The organism is Kitasatospora sp. NPDC004531 (genome assembly GCF_053602195.1).
The window spans coordinates 21,480-40,719 of sequence record NZ_JBSGDD010000070.1 but is presented as its reverse complement, the minus strand read 5'-3'; the positions used below and the strand labels follow the sequence as shown (position 1 = coordinate 40,719).

At 72.9% G+C, this 19,240-nt stretch carries 13 protein-coding genes, 1 other RNA gene and 1 pseudogene; 1 reads left to right on the top strand and 14 read right to left on the bottom strand.

Annotated features, from left to right (window positions below; genetic code table 11):
* Positions 1-72: 72 nt before the first annotated feature.
* The 9 genes and pseudogenes from ACWEMJ_RS24800 to ACWEMJ_RS24760 all read right to left on the bottom strand — a co-directional run bounded on the left by ACWEMJ_RS24800 (position 73) and on the right by ACWEMJ_RS24760 (position 10,828).
* On the bottom strand, positions 73-1,629 hold the full coding sequence (locus ACWEMJ_RS24800; protein WP_452139313.1) for a PPE domain-containing protein: 1,557 nt from the start codon (positions 1,627-1,629) through the stop codon (positions 73-75).
* 1 nt (position 1,630) lies between these two features.
* Complete coding sequence (locus ACWEMJ_RS24795) at positions 1,631-1,960, bottom strand: hypothetical protein (RefSeq protein WP_452139312.1); 330 nt, start codon at positions 1,958-1,960, stop codon at positions 1,631-1,633.
* Positions 1,961-2,091: 131 nt separating this feature from the next.
* Complete coding sequence (locus ACWEMJ_RS24790; protein ID WP_452139311.1) at positions 2,092-3,441, bottom strand: S8 family serine peptidase; 1,350 nt, start codon at positions 3,439-3,441, stop codon at positions 2,092-2,094.
* A 223-nt stretch (positions 3,442-3,664) separates the two neighbouring features.
* Positions 3,665-5,983, bottom strand: coding sequence for a xanthine dehydrogenase family protein molybdopterin-binding subunit (locus ACWEMJ_RS24785; protein WP_452139310.1), 2,319 nt, complete (start codon positions 5,981-5,983; stop codon positions 3,665-3,667).
* A 518-nt stretch (positions 5,984-6,501) separates the two neighbouring features.
* Positions 6,502-7,131: pseudogene (locus tag ACWEMJ_RS24780) on the bottom strand ((2Fe-2S)-binding protein); the annotation flags it as partial.
* Positions 7,095-7,991: an FAD binding domain-containing protein gene (locus tag ACWEMJ_RS24775; protein ID WP_452139309.1), complete on the bottom strand. Its 897-nt coding sequence runs from the start codon at positions 7,989-7,991 to the stop codon at positions 7,095-7,097. The pseudogene ACWEMJ_RS24780 and the gene ACWEMJ_RS24775, both read right to left, overlap by 37 nt.
* Before the next feature lie 221 nt (positions 7,992-8,212).
* Positions 8,213-9,844 carry a beta-N-acetylhexosaminidase gene (locus ACWEMJ_RS24770; protein ID WP_452139308.1) on the bottom strand — a complete coding sequence of 544 codons (1,632 nt, stop codon included), beginning with the start codon at positions 9,842-9,844 and terminating at the stop codon, positions 8,213-8,215.
* A 69-nt stretch (positions 9,845-9,913) separates the two neighbouring features.
* Positions 9,914-10,189: a DUF3039 domain-containing protein gene (locus ACWEMJ_RS24765; RefSeq protein ID WP_030459614.1), complete on the bottom strand. Its 276-nt coding sequence runs from the start codon at positions 10,187-10,189 to the stop codon at positions 9,914-9,916.
* A 60-nt stretch (positions 10,190-10,249) separates the two neighbouring features.
* Complete coding sequence (locus ACWEMJ_RS24760; RefSeq protein ID WP_452139307.1) at positions 10,250-10,828, bottom strand: YqgE/AlgH family protein; 579 nt, start codon at positions 10,826-10,828, stop codon at positions 10,250-10,252.
* Positions 10,829-11,046: 218 nt separating this feature from the next.
* Between ACWEMJ_RS24760 and murA the strand changes: the two genes are divergently transcribed.
* Positions 11,047-12,402, top strand: coding sequence for a UDP-N-acetylglucosamine 1-carboxyvinyltransferase (gene murA, locus ACWEMJ_RS24755; protein ID WP_452139306.1), 1,356 nt, complete (start codon positions 11,047-11,049; stop codon positions 12,400-12,402).
* Between the two features lie 70 nt (positions 12,403-12,472).
* Here murA and ACWEMJ_RS24750 read toward each other — a convergent pair whose 3' ends face one another.
* From ACWEMJ_RS24750 to ACWEMJ_RS24730, 5 genes are all read right to left on the bottom strand, one after another.
* Positions 12,473-12,754 (bottom strand): HU family DNA-binding protein, encoded by a 282-nt coding sequence (locus ACWEMJ_RS24750; RefSeq protein ID WP_452139305.1) that lies wholly within the window; start codon positions 12,752-12,754, stop codon positions 12,473-12,475.
* A 438-nt stretch (positions 12,755-13,192) separates the two neighbouring features.
* On the bottom strand, positions 13,193-14,668 hold the full coding sequence (locus tag ACWEMJ_RS24745; RefSeq protein ID WP_452139304.1) for a malic enzyme-like NAD(P)-binding protein: 1,476 nt from the start codon (positions 14,666-14,668) through the stop codon (positions 13,193-13,195).
* Positions 14,669-14,992: 324 nt separating this feature from the next.
* Positions 14,993-17,293, bottom strand: coding sequence for a HelD family protein (locus ACWEMJ_RS24740; protein ID WP_452139303.1), 2,301 nt, complete (start codon positions 17,291-17,293; stop codon positions 14,993-14,995).
* Positions 17,294-17,440: 147 nt separating this feature from the next.
* Positions 17,441-17,819, bottom strand: a transfer-messenger RNA (tmRNA) gene (gene ssrA, locus ACWEMJ_RS24735).
* Between the two features lie 101 nt (positions 17,820-17,920).
* A complete protein-coding gene (locus ACWEMJ_RS24730) occupies positions 17,921-19,186 on the bottom strand; it encodes an alpha/beta hydrolase (RefSeq protein WP_452139302.1) in 1,266 nt (421 codons plus the stop codon).
* Positions 19,187-19,240 lie beyond the last annotated feature (54 nt).

Genomic DNA, 19,240 nt, shown 5'->3' with positions numbered 1-19,240 from the left:
CGGCGCCGTCCAGTTCGCCGGCGTCGACCTGGCCGCGCTGCCCGAGGCGCAGCTGCCTGGAGGCTTCCCTGCCTACTCGATGACCGGCGGGTTCGCCGTGCCACCGCGCCAGGTCTCCTCGTCCTCGGTCAGGTAGTCGGGACGGTGACCCTCGGCCTTCTTCTTCCGGTTGGCGCCGCCGGAGCCCGGCGCGCCGTGCATCCCGGCCGCACCGCCCTGGCCGGCCGCCCGGCCCTTGCCGATGCCGGAACCGCCCTCGGTGAACGCCCGGCCACCGGCGCCGCCGGCCTTGGCGCCGCCGATCGTGCCACCGGCCTTGCGCACCAGGCCGCTGCCACCCTTGGCACCGCCCTTCGCGCCACCGCCGGCGCCACCCATACCGCCGCCCATACCGCCGGCCATGCCACCGGCCGCACCGCGGCCGCCCGCGGCGCCCGCGCCACCGGCGCCCACAGCCCCGGCACCGCCGACACCACCGGCCTTGCCCGCACCGCCGGCACCACCGGCACCCGCGCCGCCGGCCCCGCCGACCTTGCCGCCGCCACCGGTCCCGAGACCGCCGGTACGGCCGCCGCCGGATCCGATGCCGCCACCGCGACCGCCGCCGACACCGCCGCCGCCGGACCCGATGCCGCCGCCCATGCCGGGCACGTAGCCGCCGCCGAGGCCGCCACCGCCGACACCGCCACCACCGCCGCCCGTCCCGGGCGCCGGCAGGGTTCCCACCCCACCGGGCAGCCCGCCACCGCCACCGCCCGGCAACCCGGGCGTCTCAGGCGGCGTCCACCCGTCCAGCCCGGTCGACGGCGGCGTCGGAGGCTTCCACCCCGGCAACGTCTGCGTCGGAGGCGTCCCCGGCGGCCGCGGCTCCACCTGCCCGGGCGACCACGGCGAAGGCACCTGCTGCCCCGGATCCTTCGGCGGCACATACCCGGGCGGCGGCAGGTCCTTGGGGTGCCCCTCGGGGTACTGCGGCATCGGGATGTTGGGCGGGGTGTGCCCGGCCGGGGGCGCCACGGTCGGCGGAGGCGGGTAGGCCTCGCCGGAGCCGCCGCCCCAGTCCCCTTCCGGAGGGTTGTCCAGGTAGCTCGCCGCCTCGGTGTACTGCGGACCGAGGTGCTCCATGACGCCGATCGCGTACTGGTGGGCAACCTCGGTCGCCGACAGCTCGTGGGCGTTCTTGTTCACCGCGTCGATGCGGTTCATCCCCGAGGCAAGGTCCCGCTTGAGACCCTCGTCGGACGAGGCAAAGCCGTCGCTGAGGGTCTTGCCCACCCGGTCCCAGAAACCGGGAACCTTGATCCCGCCCATCGTCGACTTGGTCTGCTGCAGCGCGCTGGCCGCATAGTCCATGGCGATCGAGGTGTTCTGCGCGTGTGCGGCGGTGTTGGTCAGGCTCTGCTGGATCTGACCGCCCTTCTGCGCGAACCCCTGGGCTGCGGCGCCTTCCCAGTGCGTAGTGGCGTGCTGCACCGCCTGCTGCAACTGGGTGGCGACCTCGTTCAGCTCCTGGTGGACGCTCTTCCAGTGCTCGCCGACGTCACGGATCTGCTGCGGGCTGGAGTTCCCGACCATGTTCTTGAGCGGGATGAGGTCGTATTGGTCGAACGGAGTCTTGTGTGACGCCATGTCAAACCGTCCTCGGGCTCAGCTGGTTCATCTGCGCCTGCTTGTCGAGCTCACCACCGGTGTACGCGGCATGAGCGGTCTGGGTCTTGTCGCCGTACTCGTTGATCAGCGCGTCAAGGTCCGAGATCGTCTTGGTCAGGAACGCCTGCATCTTGCCGTGCGCCTCGTAGAGCGCCTGCGCCTCGACGAAGTCGCCACCGAAGGCATCCCGGGAGATGTCGGTCTTGTACTTCGTGTTGGTGCCGCACGTGCTGATGTTCTGCTGGAGGGCCCGCAGTCGCTTGACAACTGCCTCCAGCTCATCCGGGTTTACGCGGAATCCGTCGGACACGAGGCCCTCTCCCCCTGGAGTGTCGAAACTTCCCCGTGGTAGCGCTCTGGTGGGTGGGCTGACCGTTCACTCAGAGCGTTCGATCGTATCGCGTTCAGGGGGTGCCTCGACACGCCCTCAACGCGACTGAATTACTGCCCCTGGTAGGGGTTCTGATAGGGCGCCGGCGGCTGGGGCGGATAACCGGGCGGCGGCTGCTGACCGTACTGCGGAGCTCCCTGCTGCTGGCCGTACGGCTGTTGCTGGGCCGGCGGCCACCCCTGCTGGGCCCCGTACGGAGCCGGGCCGCCGGGCTGACCAGGCACACCCTGCGAGCGGTTGCGCCGCCGGTTGTTCGCCACCACGATCGCGATGATCACGACGAGCAGCACCACGACCCCGCCGACCCCGCCGAGGATCAGCGGCATGGTCGAGGTGGACGACTGCTTCAATTCCGGCGTGGCCGCCGGCTCGCCCGGACCGGATCCCGGATCGGCCGTGTTCCCCGCGCCGGCGGTCGCCCCGGCGCTTGCGGCAGGGCTCGAGCCCCCGTCGTCCTCCGAGGTCGCCAGCGGCCCCTGAGCACTCCCGGCCGGGATGTCCATGGTCAGCGCCTCGTAGGGGCGGACGATGCCATAGCCGTAGTGCTCGTCGGGGAGCTTGCTCACCCCGGCGGGCCGTGATGCCGACTTGACCAGCCGCTCCGCGACCTGCCCGGCCGTCAGCTTGGGGAACTTCGCGCGCACCAGAGCCGCGGTGGCCGCGACGTACGGAGCCGCGTACGAGGTTCCGTCGTCCATGCAGTACTGGCTGGCGCCGCAGTCACCCGCAGAGACGATGCGCACACCCGGTGCGGAAAGGAGCACCTGCGGGCCGAAGTTGGATCGCGACCAGATCTTCAGATCCTGCGACACCGCACCGACGGCGAGAACACCGGGAATCCCGGCGGGGTACCCCACCGCACTTCCGGAGTTGCCCGTGGCGGCCACGACGAGAACATCGTGCTGATTGGCGTAGGCGACCGCTTCGCGCTGACGCGGATTGAGCTGGTCGGTGCCCTGCGAGATGTTGATCACCTTCGCGTTGTGGTCCACCGCCCACTTGATGCCGTCCGCGATCCCGCTGCCGCCCGCGGAGTCGAGCTTGTAGATGGGCAGAAGCTTGACCCCTGGGGCCAGGCCCACCACGCCCTCGCCGTTGCCGTGGCCGTGGCCGGCGATCAGGCTCGCCACTCCGGTGCCGTGCGGGTTGGTGGTTCCCACTTCGTGGCCACCACCGCTCGGGTCGTAACCGGGCAGCGCACTGCCGGCGAGATCCGGGTGGTTGACGTCCACTCCGCTGTCGATGACCGCGACGGTGACGCCCTCGCCCTTGGTGATCGACCACACCTTGTCGAGGTTGAAGTACTGGTTCGCCCATTGCCCGTCACGCACCTGGTCCGCGGACGCCGTCGGCAGGCCCGCGAGCAGGAAGCCGGCGGTCAGCGTGGTCGCGCCGAGCACGCGCGTGAGTCTGGTCAGCCTCATCAGTACCCCGTCAGTCGAGTGACAGCCCGTTCGTTCTCGCAACGCCCCCGGAACGCAGGACCGTCCGATCGTATCGCCCGCCCTGCCCGCTGCGCAGACCTCGGGTGACGAGCCCATTACATTTCGTCCCGTCATGACCCGGCTGCCAAACGCCGTCGAGCCGGCGGACGAGGTTCGCCGGCCGCGGGCTGAACGGTCGTCAGGCGAGGGTGGCGTCCTCCGGGAGGATGGGGAGGCGGCCGACGGGGAGGCCGGTGGCGGCGCGGACGGCGGCGGCGACGGCGGCGGGGGCGACGACGGCGGGGGCGGCGCTGACGGCTTTGGCACCGAAGGGGGCGACGACGTCGCGTTCTTCGAGGAGGGCGGCGATGCGGATGTCGGGGGTGTCGAGGGCGGTGGGGAGGCGGTAGCCGGTGAGGGAGGCGTTGAGCGGGATGCCGTGTTCGGTGCGGAGGTTCTCGAGGAGGGCGAGTCCGACGCCCTGCGCGACGGCGCCTTCGATGCGGTTCTCGATCTGCCGGGGGTTGAGGGCGCGGCCGACGTCCTGGGCGACCGTCATGTCGACGACCCGGACGGCGCCGAGTTCGATGTCGACGTCGACGACGGCCCGCATCGCGCAGAAGGCGATGGAGACGAAGGCGTCGCCCTGCCCGGTCTCGGGGTCGAGGGGTTCGGTGGGGTGGGGGCGGCACTGGGCGGTGGCCCAGAGTTCGCGGCCTTCGAGCGCCTGGCTGACCGGCATGCCGAGCACACCGTCGTACGAGGTGATCTTCCCGTCGCTGATGGTGAGGAGCTCGACGGACATCCCGAAGTCCGCGGCGATCGGCTGCAGCATCTGGTGCCGGACCATCTGCGCGGCCCGTTCGACCGCGCCGCCGGAGACCCAGGTGTGCCGGCCGCGGGCGGCGGGGCCGGCCGCGGTCTGGTCGGAGTCGACCGGCGCGATGTAGACCTCGCTGACGCCGAGCACGGACTGGACGACCTGCCGGGCGAGGGTGGCGAAGCCCTGGCCGGAGTCGACGGCGGCGCAGATGACGGTGGCGTGGTCGCCGGAGACCCGGACGGTCGCGGTGGCGACCTCGTCCTCGCCCTCCGCCCCGAGCATGTGCACCATGCCGACCGCGTAGCCGATGCCGCGCCGCACCGCCGCGGGGTCGCCCGCGCCGCCGGGGCCGCCGGGCAGCAACCAGTCGGCCTCGGGGTCGTCGAGCGGGAGCGCGGGCAGCGGCGACTCGGTGAGCGCGTCGAGCAGCGCGGCGACCGGCGCGGGGCAGGTGACGGCCTGGCCGGTGGGCAGCGGGTCGCCGGTGGACATCGCGTTGCGGCGGCGGATCTCCAGCGGGTCGAGGCCGAGCTGCTTGGCGAGCTGGTCGAGCTGCGACTCGTACGCGAAGCAGCTCTGCAGGGCGCCTTCGCCGCGCATCCGGCCGGCCGGCGGGTTGTTGGTGCGCACCGCCCAGGCGTCCACGAAGACGTTGGGGCAGGTGTAGGGGCCGACGGAGAACGCGACGGCGGCGGCCAGCGCCTCCGACGAGACGTCGGCGTAGGCGCCGCCGTCGAGCAGGATCTGCGCCTCGACCTTGACCAACGTGCCGTCGGCGTCGGCGTGGTGGCGGTAGCGCAGCAGCGCGGGGTGCCGGGTGGTGTGCGCCTGGAAGGACTCGGCGCGGGTGAGGGTCATCTTGACCGGGCGGCCGGTGCGCAGCGCGAGCAGCGCGAGGGTGACCTGGAACGAGAGGTCCTCGCGGTCGGCGGTGGCACCGGGCACGCCGGTGACGACCAGCCGGACCCGGTCGGGGTCGAGGCCGAGGCAGGCGGCGGTGCGGTCGCGGTCGCCGTGCGGGTCGGTGGAGGACAGGTGCAGTTCGACGCCGCCGTCGGGGCGGGGCACGGCGAGGCCGGCTTCGGCGCCGATCGGGGCGGGGTCCTGGCGGCCGACCTGGTAGAGGCCTTCGACGACGACCTCGCCGACGGCGTCGGGGTCGCCGGTGCGCAGCGGCAGGTGGCGCAGCAGGTTGCCGTCGGGGTGCAGCGGCGGGGCGTGGAAGGCGGCTTCGGGGTCGGTGACGGGCTCCAGGAGCTCGTACTCGACGAGGATCGCGGCGGCGGCGAGCCGGGCGGTGTCGGGGTGGTCGGCGGCGACGGCGGCGACGGGTTCGCCGTGGTGGCGGACCACGCCGGAGGCGAGCACCGGCCGGTCGGCGACGACGGGTCCGCCGGGTGCGCCGTCGGCGGCGCCGTCGGGGCCGGCGGGCAGGTCGGCGGCGGTGACCACGGCGTGCACGCCGGGGACGGCGAGCGCGGCGGAGGTGTCGACCGAGACGATCCGGGCGTGCGGGTGCGGGGAGCGCAGCACGGCGCCCCAGAGCAGCCCTTCGGCCCACAGGTCGGCGGCGTACGGGTAGATGCCGAGGGCCTTGGGGAGGGCGTCGGTGCGCAGCGGGGAGCTGCCGAGGCCGGTGGAGCCGGTCTCGTCGTCCGCGGGGGCGGCCGCCGGGAGCTCGGTGGCGGAGGTCATGCGTTCTCGTCCTCGGGGAGCCTGATGCCGTGGGCGGGGGTGCCGTCGTAGCCGGCGCCCGCGTCGTAGCCGACGCCGGGGTCGTAGCCGGGTGCGGCCTGGTAGCCGGGGTACTGGTGTCCGTAGCCGTCGGTGGCGTAGACGGTGCCGTCGTAGCCGCCGGTGTCCTGCGGCGGGGTGCCTTCGTAGACGCCCGGGTCCTGGTGCGCGGTGCCGTGCGGCGGGGTGGGCAGGTACGGGGTGCCGTGCGCGGGGGTGCCGTAGAGCGCGGCGTCGGCGGCGGTGCCGTGGGCGGGGGTGGGCTCCCAGCCGACGGGGGCGGCGGTGCCGTGCGCGGGGGTGCCGGACCAGGCCGGTTCGACGGGCGGGGCCGCGGGCGGGGCCGGGTCGACGGGCTGCGCCTGCTGGGGGATCAACTGGTCGGCCTCGTGCCAGAGTTCGGAGTCGGCGTAGAGCGGCAGCTCGCCCGCCAGCGCGAGGTCGGCGAAGGACTGCTCGGTGCTCTGCTGCGCCGCCGGGGCCGACTCGGCGGAAACCGGGGCGGGGCCGGTGGCCGCGGCCTGCTCGGCGGCGTCGAGTTCCGCTTCGAGCGCGTCCTCGCGGGCCTCCGCGACGGCCTGCACGGCGGCCAGCGCGCCCCGGTAGCCGGTGCAGCGGCACAGGTTGCCGCAGAGTGCCTGGCGGGCCTCGATCTCGCTGGGCCGGTGGTTGCGCTGCAGCAGGTCGTGGACGGCCATGGCGAGGCCGGGCGTGCAGTAGCCGCACTGGACGGCGCCGGAGTCGGCGAGCGCCTGCTGGACGTCGCTGGCGCCGCCGTTGCCGGACAGCCCCTCGACGGTGTTGATCTCGCTGTCGGCGGCGAGCGCGGCGGGCACCAGGCAGCCGTTGACGAGCTGTCCGTCGACCTGCACCGAGCAGGCCCCGCACTCGCCCTGCTCGCAGCCGTCCTTGGCGCCGGCCAGGCCGAGGCGTTCGCGCAGCACGTACAGCAGGCTCTCGCCGATCCAGGCGTCGCTGACGGGCCGTTCGACGCCGTTGACGCGCAGCGTGTACGAGGCGGTGGGGCGCACGTCGCCGGTGAGCGCCCCGGGGTGGTTCAGCAGTTCGTCGGTCACTTCAGCGCCCTTCCCAACGCCCGGCGGGCCAGCACGGCTACGGTACGCCGCAGACGGGCGCCCGCGGGGCCCGCCCCCTCGCCGGCGGCGACGCCCTCGGGGACGCACGCGCCGGCCACGTACTCGCCGAACGCGGCGAGCGCGGCGGGGTCGATCAGGACGGCTCCGTCGGCGCCGCGGGAGTCCCAGTCGATGCAGCCGGCCACCCAGCTCTCGGCCTCCAGCGGCCGCAGCGGGACGGGGGCGACGGCGCCGACGGCGCAGCGCACGCCGCGGCGGGCGGGGTCGAGGACCAGCGCGACGGAGGCGGCGGCGCGGGACGGTCCGCTGCGGCCGGTGGACTTGAGGAACACCTGCGGGGCGTGCAGCAGCGGCACCCGCACCCAGGTGAGCAGTTCGCCGGGGCGCAGCGGGTCGAGTCCGGTGAGCAGGTGGCTGATCGGGACGTCGCGGACGCCGCCGGGCCGGGCCAGGGTGGCGGTGGCTTCGAGGGCGGCGAGCACCGGGAGGGTGTCGCCGCCGGGGGCTCCGGTGGCGATGTTGCCGCCGAGGGTGCCGACGTTGCGCACCTGCGGGGGGCCGGCGGTGCGGGCGGCGTCGGCGAGGGCCGGGATGAGCGCGGCGAAGTCGGGGCGGTCCATGCGGGCGTGGGTGAGGCCGGCGCCGAGGACGGCGGTGCCGCCGTCCTCGTAGCGCCAGCCGCGCAGTTCGGTGATCCGGCCGAGTCCGATCAGGGCGGCGGGCCGCAGCCGCCCGCCGTTGACGGCCTCCATCAGGTCGGTGGCACCCGCCACCGGCACCGCCCCTGGGGTGGCGGCCAGCGCTTCGACCGCCTCGTCGACCGAGGACGGCATCATGATCGTCCGGTTCACCAGGTTCCCACCGTGCTCCATTTGCAGTGCGGCCTGCCGCCCGTAGGGTACGGGCGATCGGTGCGGGTTGGGCAACTCTGGCACACAAAGACCGCTGATCATTTCCGGGGTCGTGGACAGGACCGAACAACTCGGGACAACTCCGGGCGCGAACGCTCACGAACGCGACCGGTCCGGTGTCCAGCCGATCGGTTGTCCACCTGATCTTGACGTGGCGGCCGCGCCCGGAGTTCCGGTACGTCCTAGCCGACGGCCGGTCCGGCGCCGGGGCGGCCCTCCAGCGGCCGGCCGACGATGCCGGGCTTGCGCTGCCAGGGGCGCGGGCCCTCGGGGCGGCGGTACTCGACGCCGAGGGCGTCCAGGCGCGGGTAGTGGCCGGCCATCCGGGCCTCGAAGCCGGCCCAGTCGCGGGCGGCGGGGTCGCGCGGCAGGTCGGACCAGGCGACCTCGGCGAACGCGGCCAGCCGCGGGAAGGCCTTGTAGTCGACGTCCCGGCCGTCGAGCATGAACTCGGTCCAGATGTTGGCCTGGGTGCCGATGACGTGCCGGGCGGCGGCCTCGTCGAGCTGCGGCGGCACCGGCTCGAAGCGGTAGACGTCCTCCAGCGAGCGCACCCAGCCGACCGGGATCGGCTCGTCCTCGCCGTCGGCCTGCCGGTGGTCGAGGTAGACGTGCTGCTCGGGGCACATCACCACGTCGTGCCCGGCCTGCGCGGCGGCGATGCCGCCCTCGTAGCCGCGCCAGGAGGAGACGGCGGCGCCGGGGGCGAGCCCGCCCTCCAGGATCTCGTCCCAGCCGATCAGCCGGCGGCCGCGCTCGGCCAGCCAGCGGTCGAAGTGCCGGATGACGTGGCTCTGCAGCTGGAACTCGTCGGCGAGGCCGAGCTCGGCGATCCGGGCCTGCGCGGCGGGGCTGGCCTTCCACTGGTCCTTGGGGCACTCGTCGCCGCCGAGGTGGACGAAGGTGGAGGGGAAGATCTCCAGCACCTCCTCCAGCACGTTCTCGTAGAACCGCAGGGTGGCCTCGGAGGCGTTCAGGATGTTCTCGCTGACGCCCCAGTCGGTCCAGGTGCCGAGCGCGGCGGTGTCGACCACGTCGGTGTTGCCGAGCTCGGGGTAGGCGGCGATGGCGGCCTGGTTGTGGCCGGGCAGGTCGACCTCGGGGACGACGGTGATGTGCCGGGCGGCGGCGTAGGCGACGATCTCGCGCAGGTCGTCCTGGGTGTAGTAGCCGCCGTGCGGCTGGTCGTCGCGCCGCCCGCCGGCCCGGTAGCCGACCATCGACCGCTCCCGCCAGGAGGCGGTCTCGGTGAGCTTCGGGTAGCGCTTGACCTCGATCCGCCAGCCCTGGTCGTCGGTCAGGTGGAAGTGGAAGACGTTCAGCTTGTGCGCGGCCAGCTGGTCGATGAAGCGCAGCACGCCGGCCTTCGGCATGAAGTGCCGGGAGACGTCGAGCAGCGCGCCGCGCCAGCCGAACCGGGGCGCGTCGTGGATCTCGACCGCGGGCACCGTCCAGCGCGCGCCGGGCAGCGGCGCGGTGCGGTACGCGGCGGGGCCGAGCAGCTGGCGCAGGGTCTGCGCGGCGTGCGACAGGCCCGCGGCGCTGCCGCCGGTGAGCCGCACCGCGTCGGGGCCGGCGCTCAGCCGGTACTCCTCGGCGGCGAGGGCGTCGTCCAGCGCGAGCACCAGGCCGCCGTCCTGCCCGGCGGGGGCCGGGTCCAGGTCGAAGCCGGTGGCGGCGGACAGCTCGGCGCGCAGCCGGCGGGCCACGCCCCCGGTGCCGGGCGCGGCGGCGATCCGGGTGCCGGCGTGCAGCTCGAACGGGGCGGTGTCGGCGGGCGTGTGGACGTGCGACGGGGCAGGGATGAGGTCCATGCGCCTCATCCTGCCCCGGTTCACCCCGATTGGCATAGACCACTCGGGGGCGGTTCCCGCGGTCGCGGGTCAGTCCTTCTTGTCGTCCCCGCCCGGGTTGTTCAGCCCGTCGAAGATCTCCTTGCACATCGGGCAGACCGGGTACTTCTTCGGGTCGCGGCCGGGCACCCAGACCTTGCCGCACAGCGCCACCACGGGGGACCCGGAGAGCGCGCTCTCCATGATCTTGTCCTTCTGGACGTAGTGGGCGAAGCGCTCGTGGTCGCCGTCCCCGTGCGAAGTCTGCGGGACGGGCTCGACCAGGGTGCCGGTGCCGAGGCCGCGCTCGGGCTCAAGAGTGCTCATGGGTGCCAAGTCTATGGGGGCCGCCCGGAAGGCGGCCACCATCCGGGAGCAGCCCGCCGGTCAGTTCAGCGTCGGGTCGTCCGGGTAGGTGGCGAGCATCGCCAGCGGGCCGCGCTGGCGGCGCAGCACCGAACGCCACATCCGGTCCGGCTGCCCGCAGGAGACGTCGCCGGCCTCGCACTCGACGGGGTACCAGGCGCCCTCGGCGATCTCCTGCTCCAGCTGGCCGGGCGACCAGCCCGAGTAGCCGGCGAACACCCGCATGCCGCCGAGCACCCCGGCCAGCACCTCCGGCGGGGCCTCCAGGTCGACCAGGCCGATCGCGCCGTGCACCCGCCGCCAGCCGAGCGGCGCGGGGTGGGTCTCCTCGCCGGGCACCACGGCGATCGCCAGCGCCGAGTCGAGCGCCACCGGCCCGCCCTGGAACACCACGGCGGGATCGCCGGCCAGCGCGGCCCAGCCGTCCAGCACGGCGGCGACGTCCACCACGGTGGGCCGGTTGAGGACCACGCCGAGCGCGCCCTCGGCGTCGTGGTCGAGCAGCAGGACCACCGACCTGGCGAAGTTCGGGTCCGTCAGCACGGGCGTCGCCACGAGCAGTCGGCCGGTGAGCGAGGGGGCCGCTTCCATGCCTGCCATGATGCCTCCCGACGGGCCCTGCCGGACACCCGGCGGGCCGGCTGCGGAGCCACCCGTCCGGCCCAATGGCGGTGCCGTGCGGCACCCCTTACAGCATGATCACCAATGGGGCACACAGGAACCAATCGCCCACCCTCTACCATCTATGAGGTGGCGAAGGGCCGTTCCCTCAGCTCCGCAGCCAGAAACCTCCCCTGCGCACCCGGATTGCGAGAACGATGACCGACGACGTCCTGCTGGTCCACGGCGGAAACCCGCTTGAGGGCGAGATCCAGATCCGCGGCGCCAAGAACCTGGTCCCCAAGGCCATGGTCGCCGCACTGCTCGGCCAGGGCCCCAGCAGACTGCGCAGCGTTCCGGACATCCGGGACGTCAAGGTCGTCCGCGGCCTGCTGCAGCTGCACGGGGTCACTGTCCGCACCGGCGACGAGGAGGGCGAGCTGATCCTCGACCCGTCGCACGTCGAGAGCGCCAACGTGGCGGACATCGACGCGCACGCGGGCTCCTCGCGCATCCCGATCCTGTTCTGCGGCCCGCTGCTGCACCGCCTCGGCCACGCCTTCATCCCGGGCCTGGGCGGCTGCGACATCGGCGGCCGGCCCGTCGACTTCCACTTCGAGGTGCTGCGCCAGTTCGGCGCCACCATCGAGAAGCACCCGCAGGGCACCTACTTGGTCGCCACCCAGCGGCTGCGCGGCACCAAGATCGAGCTGCCGTACCCGTCGGTCGGTGCCACCGAGCAGGTGCTGCTGACGGCGGTGCTCGCGGAGGGCGTCACCGAGCTGCGCAACGCCGCGATCGAGCCGGAGATCGTCGACCTGATCTGCGTGCTGCAGAAGATGGGCGCGATCATCTCGCTGGGCACCGACCGCACCATCCTGATCACCGGCGTGGACGAGCTGGACGGCTACACCCACCGGGCGCTGCCGGACCGCCTGGAGGCCGCGTCCTGGGCCTGCGCGGCGCTGGCCACCAAGGGCGACATCTACGTCCGGGGCGCCGAGCAGATCCCGATGATGACCTTCCTGAACACCTTCCGGAAGGTCGGCGGCGCCTACGAGATCGACGACGCGGGCATCCGCTTCTGGCACCCGGGCGGCGAGCTCAAGGCGATCGCCCTGGAGACCGACGTCCACCCGGGCTTCCAGACCGACTGGCAGCAGCCGCTGGTGGTGGCGCTGACCCAGGCCACTGGCCTGTCGATCGTGCACGAGACGGTGTACGAGTCGCGCCTGGGCTTCACCGGCGCGCTGAACCAGATGGGCGCGCACATCCAGCTGTACCGCGAGTGCCTGGGCGGCACCCCGTGCCGGTTCGGGGCGCGCAACTTCAACCACTCCGCGGTGGTCTCCGGCCCGTCCAAGCTGATGGGCGGCGAGCTGGTCATCCCCGACCTGCGCGGCGGCTTCTCGTACCTGATCGCGGCGCTGGCCGCCGAGGGCACCTCCACGGTGCACGGCATCGACCTGATCAACCGCGGCTACGAGAACTTCATGGACAAGCTGCGCGACCTGGGCGCGCACATCGAGCTGCCGTCGGAGGTCGACCCGGCCGGGGTCGAGCTGACCGCCTGACGCGGGCCGTACAACGCCGGTGGCCGGCCTCCCCGAGGGGAGGCCGGCCACCGGCGCGTTCAGCGGAGGGTCACTTGCCCTTCGCGGCTTCCTTCAGCTTCGAGCCGGCGCTCACCTTGACGCTGTAGCCCTCGGCGATCTGGATCGGCTCGCCGGTCTGCGGGTTGCGGGCAGTGCGGGCGGCGCGCAGGGTCCGCTCGAAGGTCAGGAAACCGGGGATGGTGACCTTCTCGTCGCCCTTGGCGACGACCTCGCCGACGATCTCGGCGAAGCCGGCCAGCACGGCGTCGGCGTCCTTGCGGGTCACCTCGGCGCGCTCGGCCAGCGCGGCCACCAGCTCACTGCGGTTCATGTGTACTCCTGTGGTCTGTTGCTCTGCCGTGCGCGGAGGCATGGCCGGTCCGCGAACGGTGCTCGTTCAGGCGAGGGGTGGTCAGGGGCCGGGCTCGCACCGCGAAGCGCCGCAAACTGCCCGCCTGGGTACGAATCCTGCCCCGACCGGCACTGAGAAAGCCAATCGGGCACCGGCGTGGTTGACCCGAACAGCGCCCACCGGACAGAGGTGTGACGCTCCGTCGGCTCCGGGGTGGCCGGGGTGGGCGGCGGCCGGGACGACACGCCGTGGCACAACCGGGGACGTTCCGTACTTGTCGGACACGCCGCCCCGTCGCAGGGCTACCGTACGCCCTGGCACCGACAAGCCCAAACACGCCCCTTTCCCTTGTGTCGCAAGGGATCCGGCACGTTCGCCGCAATCCGCCCGCGGCGAACGCGCCGGGCGCTCACCGGCTCAGAGCTGAACGGCCGGGAACGCGGCGGTGTCGAGCGTCCCGACGATGCCCGAGGTGGGCCTCACGGGGGCCGTCTCCGCGTCCCCGCGGGCCGCCGCTGCGGCGTCCCGGACGGCCGCGGCGACGGTCTTGGCGACGCCCGGGTGGAAGACGCTGGGGATGATGTAGTTCGGGTTCAGCTCGTCGTCGGCCACGGTGGTGGCCAGCGCCCGGGCGGCGGCCAGCATCATCTCGGTGTCGACGCTGCTGGACTGGGCGTCCAGCAGGCCGCGGAAGACGCCGGGGAAGACCAGCACGTTGTTGATCTGGTTGGGGAAGTCGCTGCGGCCGGTGGCGACCACCGCGGCGGTCTGCCGGGCCACCGCCGGGTCGACCTCCGGGTCGGGGTTGGCCAGCGCGAAGACGATGGCGTCCTCGGCCATGGTGGCCAGGTCGTCGCCGTCCAGCACGTTCGGGGCGGAGACGCCGATGAACACGTCGGCGTCGGTCACCGCCTCCTTGAGGGTGCCGGTGCGGCCGGAGCGGTTGGTGTTCTCGGCGATCCAGCGCAGGTTCTCGTTCAGGTCCTCGCGGCCCAGGTGGACCACGCCCTGGACGTCCGCCACGGTGGCGTGCGCGACGCCGGCGGCCATCAGCAGCTTGAGGATCGCGGTGCCGGCGGCGCCCGCGCCGCTCATCACCACGCGGATCTCGCCGATCTCCTTGCCGACCACCTTGAGCGCGTTGGTCAGCGCGGCCAGCACCACGATCGCGGTGCCGTGCTGGTCGTCGTGGAACACCGGGATGTCCAGCGCCTCGCGCAGCCGGGCCTCGATCTCGAAGCAGCGCGGCGCGGAGATGTCCTCCAGGTTGATGCCGGCGAAGCCCGGGGCGATGGCCTTGACGATCGCCACGATCTCGTCGGCGTCCTGGGTGTCCAGGCACAGCGGCCACGCGTCGATGCCCGCGAAGCGCTTGAACAGCGCCGCCTTGCCCTCCATCACCGGCAGCGCGGCCTTCGGGCCGATGTTGCCCAGGCCCAGCACCGCCGAGCCGTCGGTGACCACCGCGACCGAGTTGCGCTTGATGGTCAGCCGGCGGGCGTCCTCGGGGTTCTCCGCGATCGCCATGCAGACCCGGGCCACGCCCGGGGTGTAGATCATGCTGAGGTCGTCGCGGTTGCGGATCGGCAGCTTCGAGGACATCTCGATCTTGCCGCCGAGGTGCATCAGGAAGGTGCGGTCGGAGACCTTGCCGATGGTGACGCCGTCGATCGCCCGGAGCTTCTCCACGATCTCCTCGCCGTGCACCACCGAGGACGCCGCCACGGTGACGTCGATGCGCAGCGCCTCCAGGCCGGAGGCGGTGACGTCGAGGCCGGTGACCGAGCCGCCGGAGGACTCCACGGCGGTGGTGATGGAGCTCACCGCGTTGCCGGTGGCCGGCACCTCCAACCGGACCGTGATCGAGTTCGAGACACTGGGCACCGTCGCCATCGACGTCCTTCTTCCTAGAATCAGCGGGCCGTGACCGGCCCGGCAAATCGCGCAGCATGCTAGGTCTCGATCGTCGCACCTACCGAGGGCTTGCCAGAAATAACGTTCATTGAGTGTGCGGATCCGACAAACCCGCCCGCCCCCGGTCGGCGGCCTCCTTGCCCGTGGGCCCGGATGCGTTACATTGGAACGGCACCGGCTCGATCCAAGCCCCCGGGCCCAACCTTCGTCCCTTCGAGGGACCACTTGCCGCGAGGCGAGCATGGCGGGTCGGTGTACTACTTCGGGAAAGGCCCCCCACCTGCGGGTGGGGGGCCTTTCGCGCTACTTCAGCAGGGCGGGGACGCCGGCGGCGTCCGGCAGGTCGTCCGGGCCGGACAGCACCGTCAGGCGCTGGGTGGCGCGGGTCAGCGCCACGTACAGCACCCGCAGGCCCGCCTCCGACTCGCCCGCGATGCCGGTCGGGTCGGCGACCACGGTGGCGTCGTACTCCAGGCCCTTCGCCTCCAGGCTGCCCAGCGCCACCACCCGCTCGCCCAGGCCCTCGGCCCAGGACGCGGCCTCCGCCCGGCGGTCCATCGGGACGACGACCGCGACGGTGCCGTCCACCTCGCCCAGCAGCCGCTCCAGCTCGGCCCTGGCGGCCCGGCCGAAGGACTCCGCGTCGGTCTCCCGGACCGCCGCGAACCGCGGCCGCACGCCGGTCGCCCGGACCGCGCTCGGCGACGGGGTGCCCGGCGCGGCCAGCGCCAGCACCTTCGCCGCCACCTCGGCGATCTCCGCCGGGTTGCGGTAGTTCACGGTCAGCGTGTGCCGGCGGCGCGGCTTGCCCGCCAGCACCTCGTCCATCGCCGCCTGCGCCTCCTGCGGGAACGGCCAGGAGGACTGCGCCGGGTCGCCGACGATGGTCCAGGTCGCCATCCGGGAGCGGCGGCCGATCATCCGCCACTGCATCGGTGTGAGGTCCTGCGCCTCGTCGACGATCACGTGCGCGTACTCGCGGCGCTCCTCGGGCACCCGTTCCCGCTCGCGGCGGCCCCAGGCGCGCTCGCCGTACGTGGTGACCTCCTCCAGCCCGGTCAGCAGGTCGACCGCGTCGACCTCGCGGACCTTCGGGCGGGCCGGCTCGCCGAGCAGCAGCTGCAGCTCGTCGACCAGCGCCACGTCGTGCGCGGACAGCTCGCCGGCGCCCCGGTCGTCCAGGTGCCGCCAGGACGCGGCCAGCAGGCGGGCCTCGTCCGGGGTGACGGCGCGGCGGGCGATCCGGTTGGTGTGCCGGTGCTGGCGCAGCGTGGCCAGCACCCGGCGCGGGGTGACGGCGGGCCACCAGGCGTCCAGGAAGTCCAGGAACGCGGCCTCGTCGGAGACGTACTCGTCGAAGGACTCGCGCTCCTCCTGGCGCTGCTCGCGCTCGGCGTGGCTCGTGGGCTTCGGCAGGTCGCGGACGGCCTCCGACCAGAGCGCGTCCAGCAGCAGCCGGCGGGCGCGCGGGCGCAGCAGGTTGAGCGGGGTGCCGCCGCCGCCGACCACGTTGCCGCGGACGGTCTTCAGCCGGCCGGCGTCCAGCCGCAGCGCCTGGCCGCGGGCGAACACCTTGAGCTCGGTCGGCGCGCCCAGCTCCAGGGCGGCGCGGGCGGCGCGGCGCAGCAGCTGCACCATCCGCGAGGAGCCCTTGATCCGGGCCACCTCGGGGCTGTCGTAGCGGGTGGCCTCGATGCCGTCGACCAAGGAGCCGACGGCGCGGATCGCCACCTGGCCCTCCTCGCCGAGCGAGGGCAGCACGCCCTCGGTGTAGGAGACCAGCAGCGGGGTCGGGCTGACCACCAGGATGCCGCCGGCGTAGCGGCGGCGGTCCTGGTAGAGCAGGAACGCGGCGCGGTGCAGGGCGACGGCGGTCTTGCCGGTGCCCGGGCCGCCGGTGACCAGGGTGGCGCCAGCCGCGGCGGCCCGGATCACCTCGTCCTGCTCCTTCTGGATGGAGGAGACGATGTCGCGCATCGTGTGGCCGCGGGCCCGGCCCAGGGTGGCCATCAGCGCGCCGTCGCCGACCACGGCGAGTTCCTCGCCGTCCAGGGTCGGGGTCAGGTCGGGGCGCAGCAGGTCGTCCTCGACGCCGATGACCTTGCGGCCCTTGGAGCGGATCACCCGGCGGCGGATCACCCGGCCCGGCTCCAGCGGCGTGGCCCGGTAGAACGGGGCGGCCGCCGGGGCCCGCCAGTCGATCACCAGCGGGCCGAACTCGGCGTCGAGCACGCCGAGCCGGCCGATGTGCAGGCTCTCGGCGACCGCCGGGTCGGCCGGGTCCATCGGTGTCTGGGAGGGAATCCCGTGCTCTTCGGGGGCGTCGGCCTGCTGGAGGTCGATGCGCCCGAACAGGAAGTCCTCGAACTCGTTGTTCAGCCGCTGCAGGTGCGCGCCCGCGCGGTACACCTGGGCGTCACGCTCGGCGAGCGCGCCGGGTGTGCCCACCTGCACGCGCTTCGCGGCGTCCTCCAGGATGTACTCCGCCTCGGCGAGCTTCTCCTCCAGCCGTTGGTAGACGGTGTCGAGATGCTGCTGCTCCCCCGCGATCTCGCGGTCGCGGACAGTGTCGGTGTGGTGCTCGGCAGAGCCGTGCGCGCCCAAGGAGCCCCCAGAGGTGCGGAGAAAAAGGCGGACGGACGATCTTACGGGATGAACTGTTCCGCCGACGAGCACCCCCCGCACCGGACGGCCCCCGAACGCACGAGAGCCGCCCTCCGGACGGAGGACGGCTCTGCGATGCACATGGGGTGGTGGAGATGCCGGGAATCGAACCCGGGTCCAGTGGAGAGGATTCAGGACTTCTCCGAGCGCAGTCCGCTGTGATTTTCTCGGCCCTGGCGGTCACGCGGACAAGCCGCCAACAGGCCCAGCCACTGTTTGATTTCCCCGCCACCCCCGCGGCCGGGGTGGAAGGTTGAGTTCCCTAGATTATGCCAGGATCCGGGTCGGGAACGCCCCGGGCTGACACCCATTCACTTTCGCTGATCAGGCAGCGAGAGCGAACTGCTGGGAATCGCGCTTAGAGTTGGCGATTATTTTTTTGCGACAGATGGTTAACGAGATCATTGCCGCGTTCCTCGGCTCGCTTCTCCTGTTTCGACAGCCACTGTCGAAACCGATCATCCCCATGTTGATTTGACAAACAGCACCGGCGGGCACAGGCCCTCCGGGTGGTGCGCTGCCATAGTACTCGGGCGGCCCGTCAAGGGTCCAGCGCATTAACGGACGTCAGCCGCCGGCGCCCGGCAGGCCGGTCTCCTGGGCCAGCCAGGGCAGCGCCAGCTTGAAGGCGAAGGTGCCGAACTGGAAGTCGTGCTTGCCCGGGTGGACCTCCTCCTTGGTGGTCATCCCGGCGGCCTTGGCGGCCTTGTCGAGCTCCTTGGCGGCGCTGATGTGCTTGGGCTCCTGGTCGCCGTTGAGGAAGTAGCCGCTGGAGTTCTGGTAGGTGCCCTTCTTGGCCTTGGCCAGCACGGTCAGCGGGTCGTGCGCCTCCCAGGCGGCCTCGTCGCCGCCGTACAGGTCGTCGATGGTCTCCTGCTTGGTGCCGGTGTTCGGGCCGAGGTCGCCGGAGATGTCCACGAAGTGGCCGAACACGTCGGGGTGGAGGACCGCCAGGTCGACGGCGCAGGTGCCGCCCATCGACCAGCCGACCACCGCCCAGGAGTCCGGGCCGCTCGCGGTGCCGAAGGTCTTCTCGATGTACGGCGGGACGTCCTTGACCAGGTGGTCCTCGGCCCGGCCGGCCTTGCCGTTGACGCACTCGGTGTCGGACTTGAAGTTTCCGGTGGCGTCGACCATCACCAGGATCGGGGCGTAGCCGTTGTGCTCGGCGGCGTACGCGTCGGCGGTCTTGATCGCGTCGCCGGCCCGTATCCAGTTGTCGGGGGCGGAGAACTGGCCGGCGATCATCTCGACCACCGGGAGCTTGGGCCGCACCTTGGTGCGGAACCAGGCCGGCGGCAGGTAGACCAGTTCGCGGCGGTGCTTGAAGCCGCTCGGCTCGGCGGGGATCTCGACCGCGACGACCCGGCCGGACGCGGCCTTGCCGACGGTGGTGAGGGCCTCTTCGAGGTTGATCTGCTGCGGCACCGGGGCGCCCGACAGGTCGCCGATCGCGGCGTCCACGCTCGGGTAGTAACCGGTGGAGATGTTCAGCGAGTTGGCGGCGCACAGCAGCGACAGCCCGGCCGCGATCGGCACCGAGACCAGGTTCCACCAGTCCGAGTTGCGGATGCCGGCCGCCAGGCCGCCGAGCCCCAGCAGGGCGCAGCACAGCCAGAACCACAGGCCGAACGGCAGCGGGTCGTCGATGCCCCCGAACAGCGCGACCGCCAGCGCGATCAGCGCGGTCAGCCCGACGGCGCCGCCGGCCACCCAGGGAAGTCTGCGGCGCAGCCAGAACGGACTGACCCGGAACAGTGCCCCCGCGACCGCCACCAGCGCCAGGATTCGCAGCGTCCAGGGCAGCCAACCGCTCAGCAGTGAGATCTCCACCCGCAGATCGTACGCAAGCGCCAACTGTCCGCGTACAACCGGGAGGTGCCCACC

What these genes read in the sequence shown, in the direction of transcription:
- ACWEMJ_RS24745 (WP_452139304.1), bottom strand. Translation starts at nt 14,668, where the DNA reads ATGGCGACGGTGCCCAGTGTCTCGAACTCGATCACGGTCCGGTTGGAG.
- ACWEMJ_RS24800 (WP_452139313.1), bottom strand. Translation starts at nt 1,629, where the DNA reads ATGGCGTCACACAAGACTCCGTTCGACCAATACGACCTCATCCCGCTC.
- ACWEMJ_RS24750 (WP_452139305.1), bottom strand. Translation starts at nt 12,754, where the DNA reads ATGAACCGCAGTGAGCTGGTGGCCGCGCTGGCCGAGCGCGCCGAGGTG.
- murA (WP_452139306.1), top strand. Translation starts at nt 11,047, where the DNA reads ATGACCGACGACGTCCTGCTGGTCCACGGCGGAAACCCGCTTGAGGGC.
- ACWEMJ_RS24760 (WP_452139307.1), bottom strand. Translation starts at nt 10,828, where the DNA reads ATGGCAGGCATGGAAGCGGCCCCCTCGCTCACCGGCCGACTGCTCGTG.
- ACWEMJ_RS24775 (WP_452139309.1), bottom strand. Translation starts at nt 7,991, where the DNA reads ATGGAGCACGGTGGGAACCTGGTGAACCGGACGATCATGATGCCGTCC.
- ACWEMJ_RS24785 (WP_452139310.1), bottom strand. Translation starts at nt 5,983, where the DNA reads ATGACCTCCGCCACCGAGCTCCCGGCGGCCGCCCCCGCGGACGACGAG.
- ACWEMJ_RS24770 (WP_452139308.1), bottom strand. Translation starts at nt 9,844, where the DNA reads ATGGACCTCATCCCTGCCCCGTCGCACGTCCACACGCCCGCCGACACC.
- ACWEMJ_RS24765 (WP_030459614.1), bottom strand. Translation starts at nt 10,189, where the DNA reads ATGAGCACTCTTGAGCCCGAGCGCGGCCTCGGCACCGGCACCCTGGTC.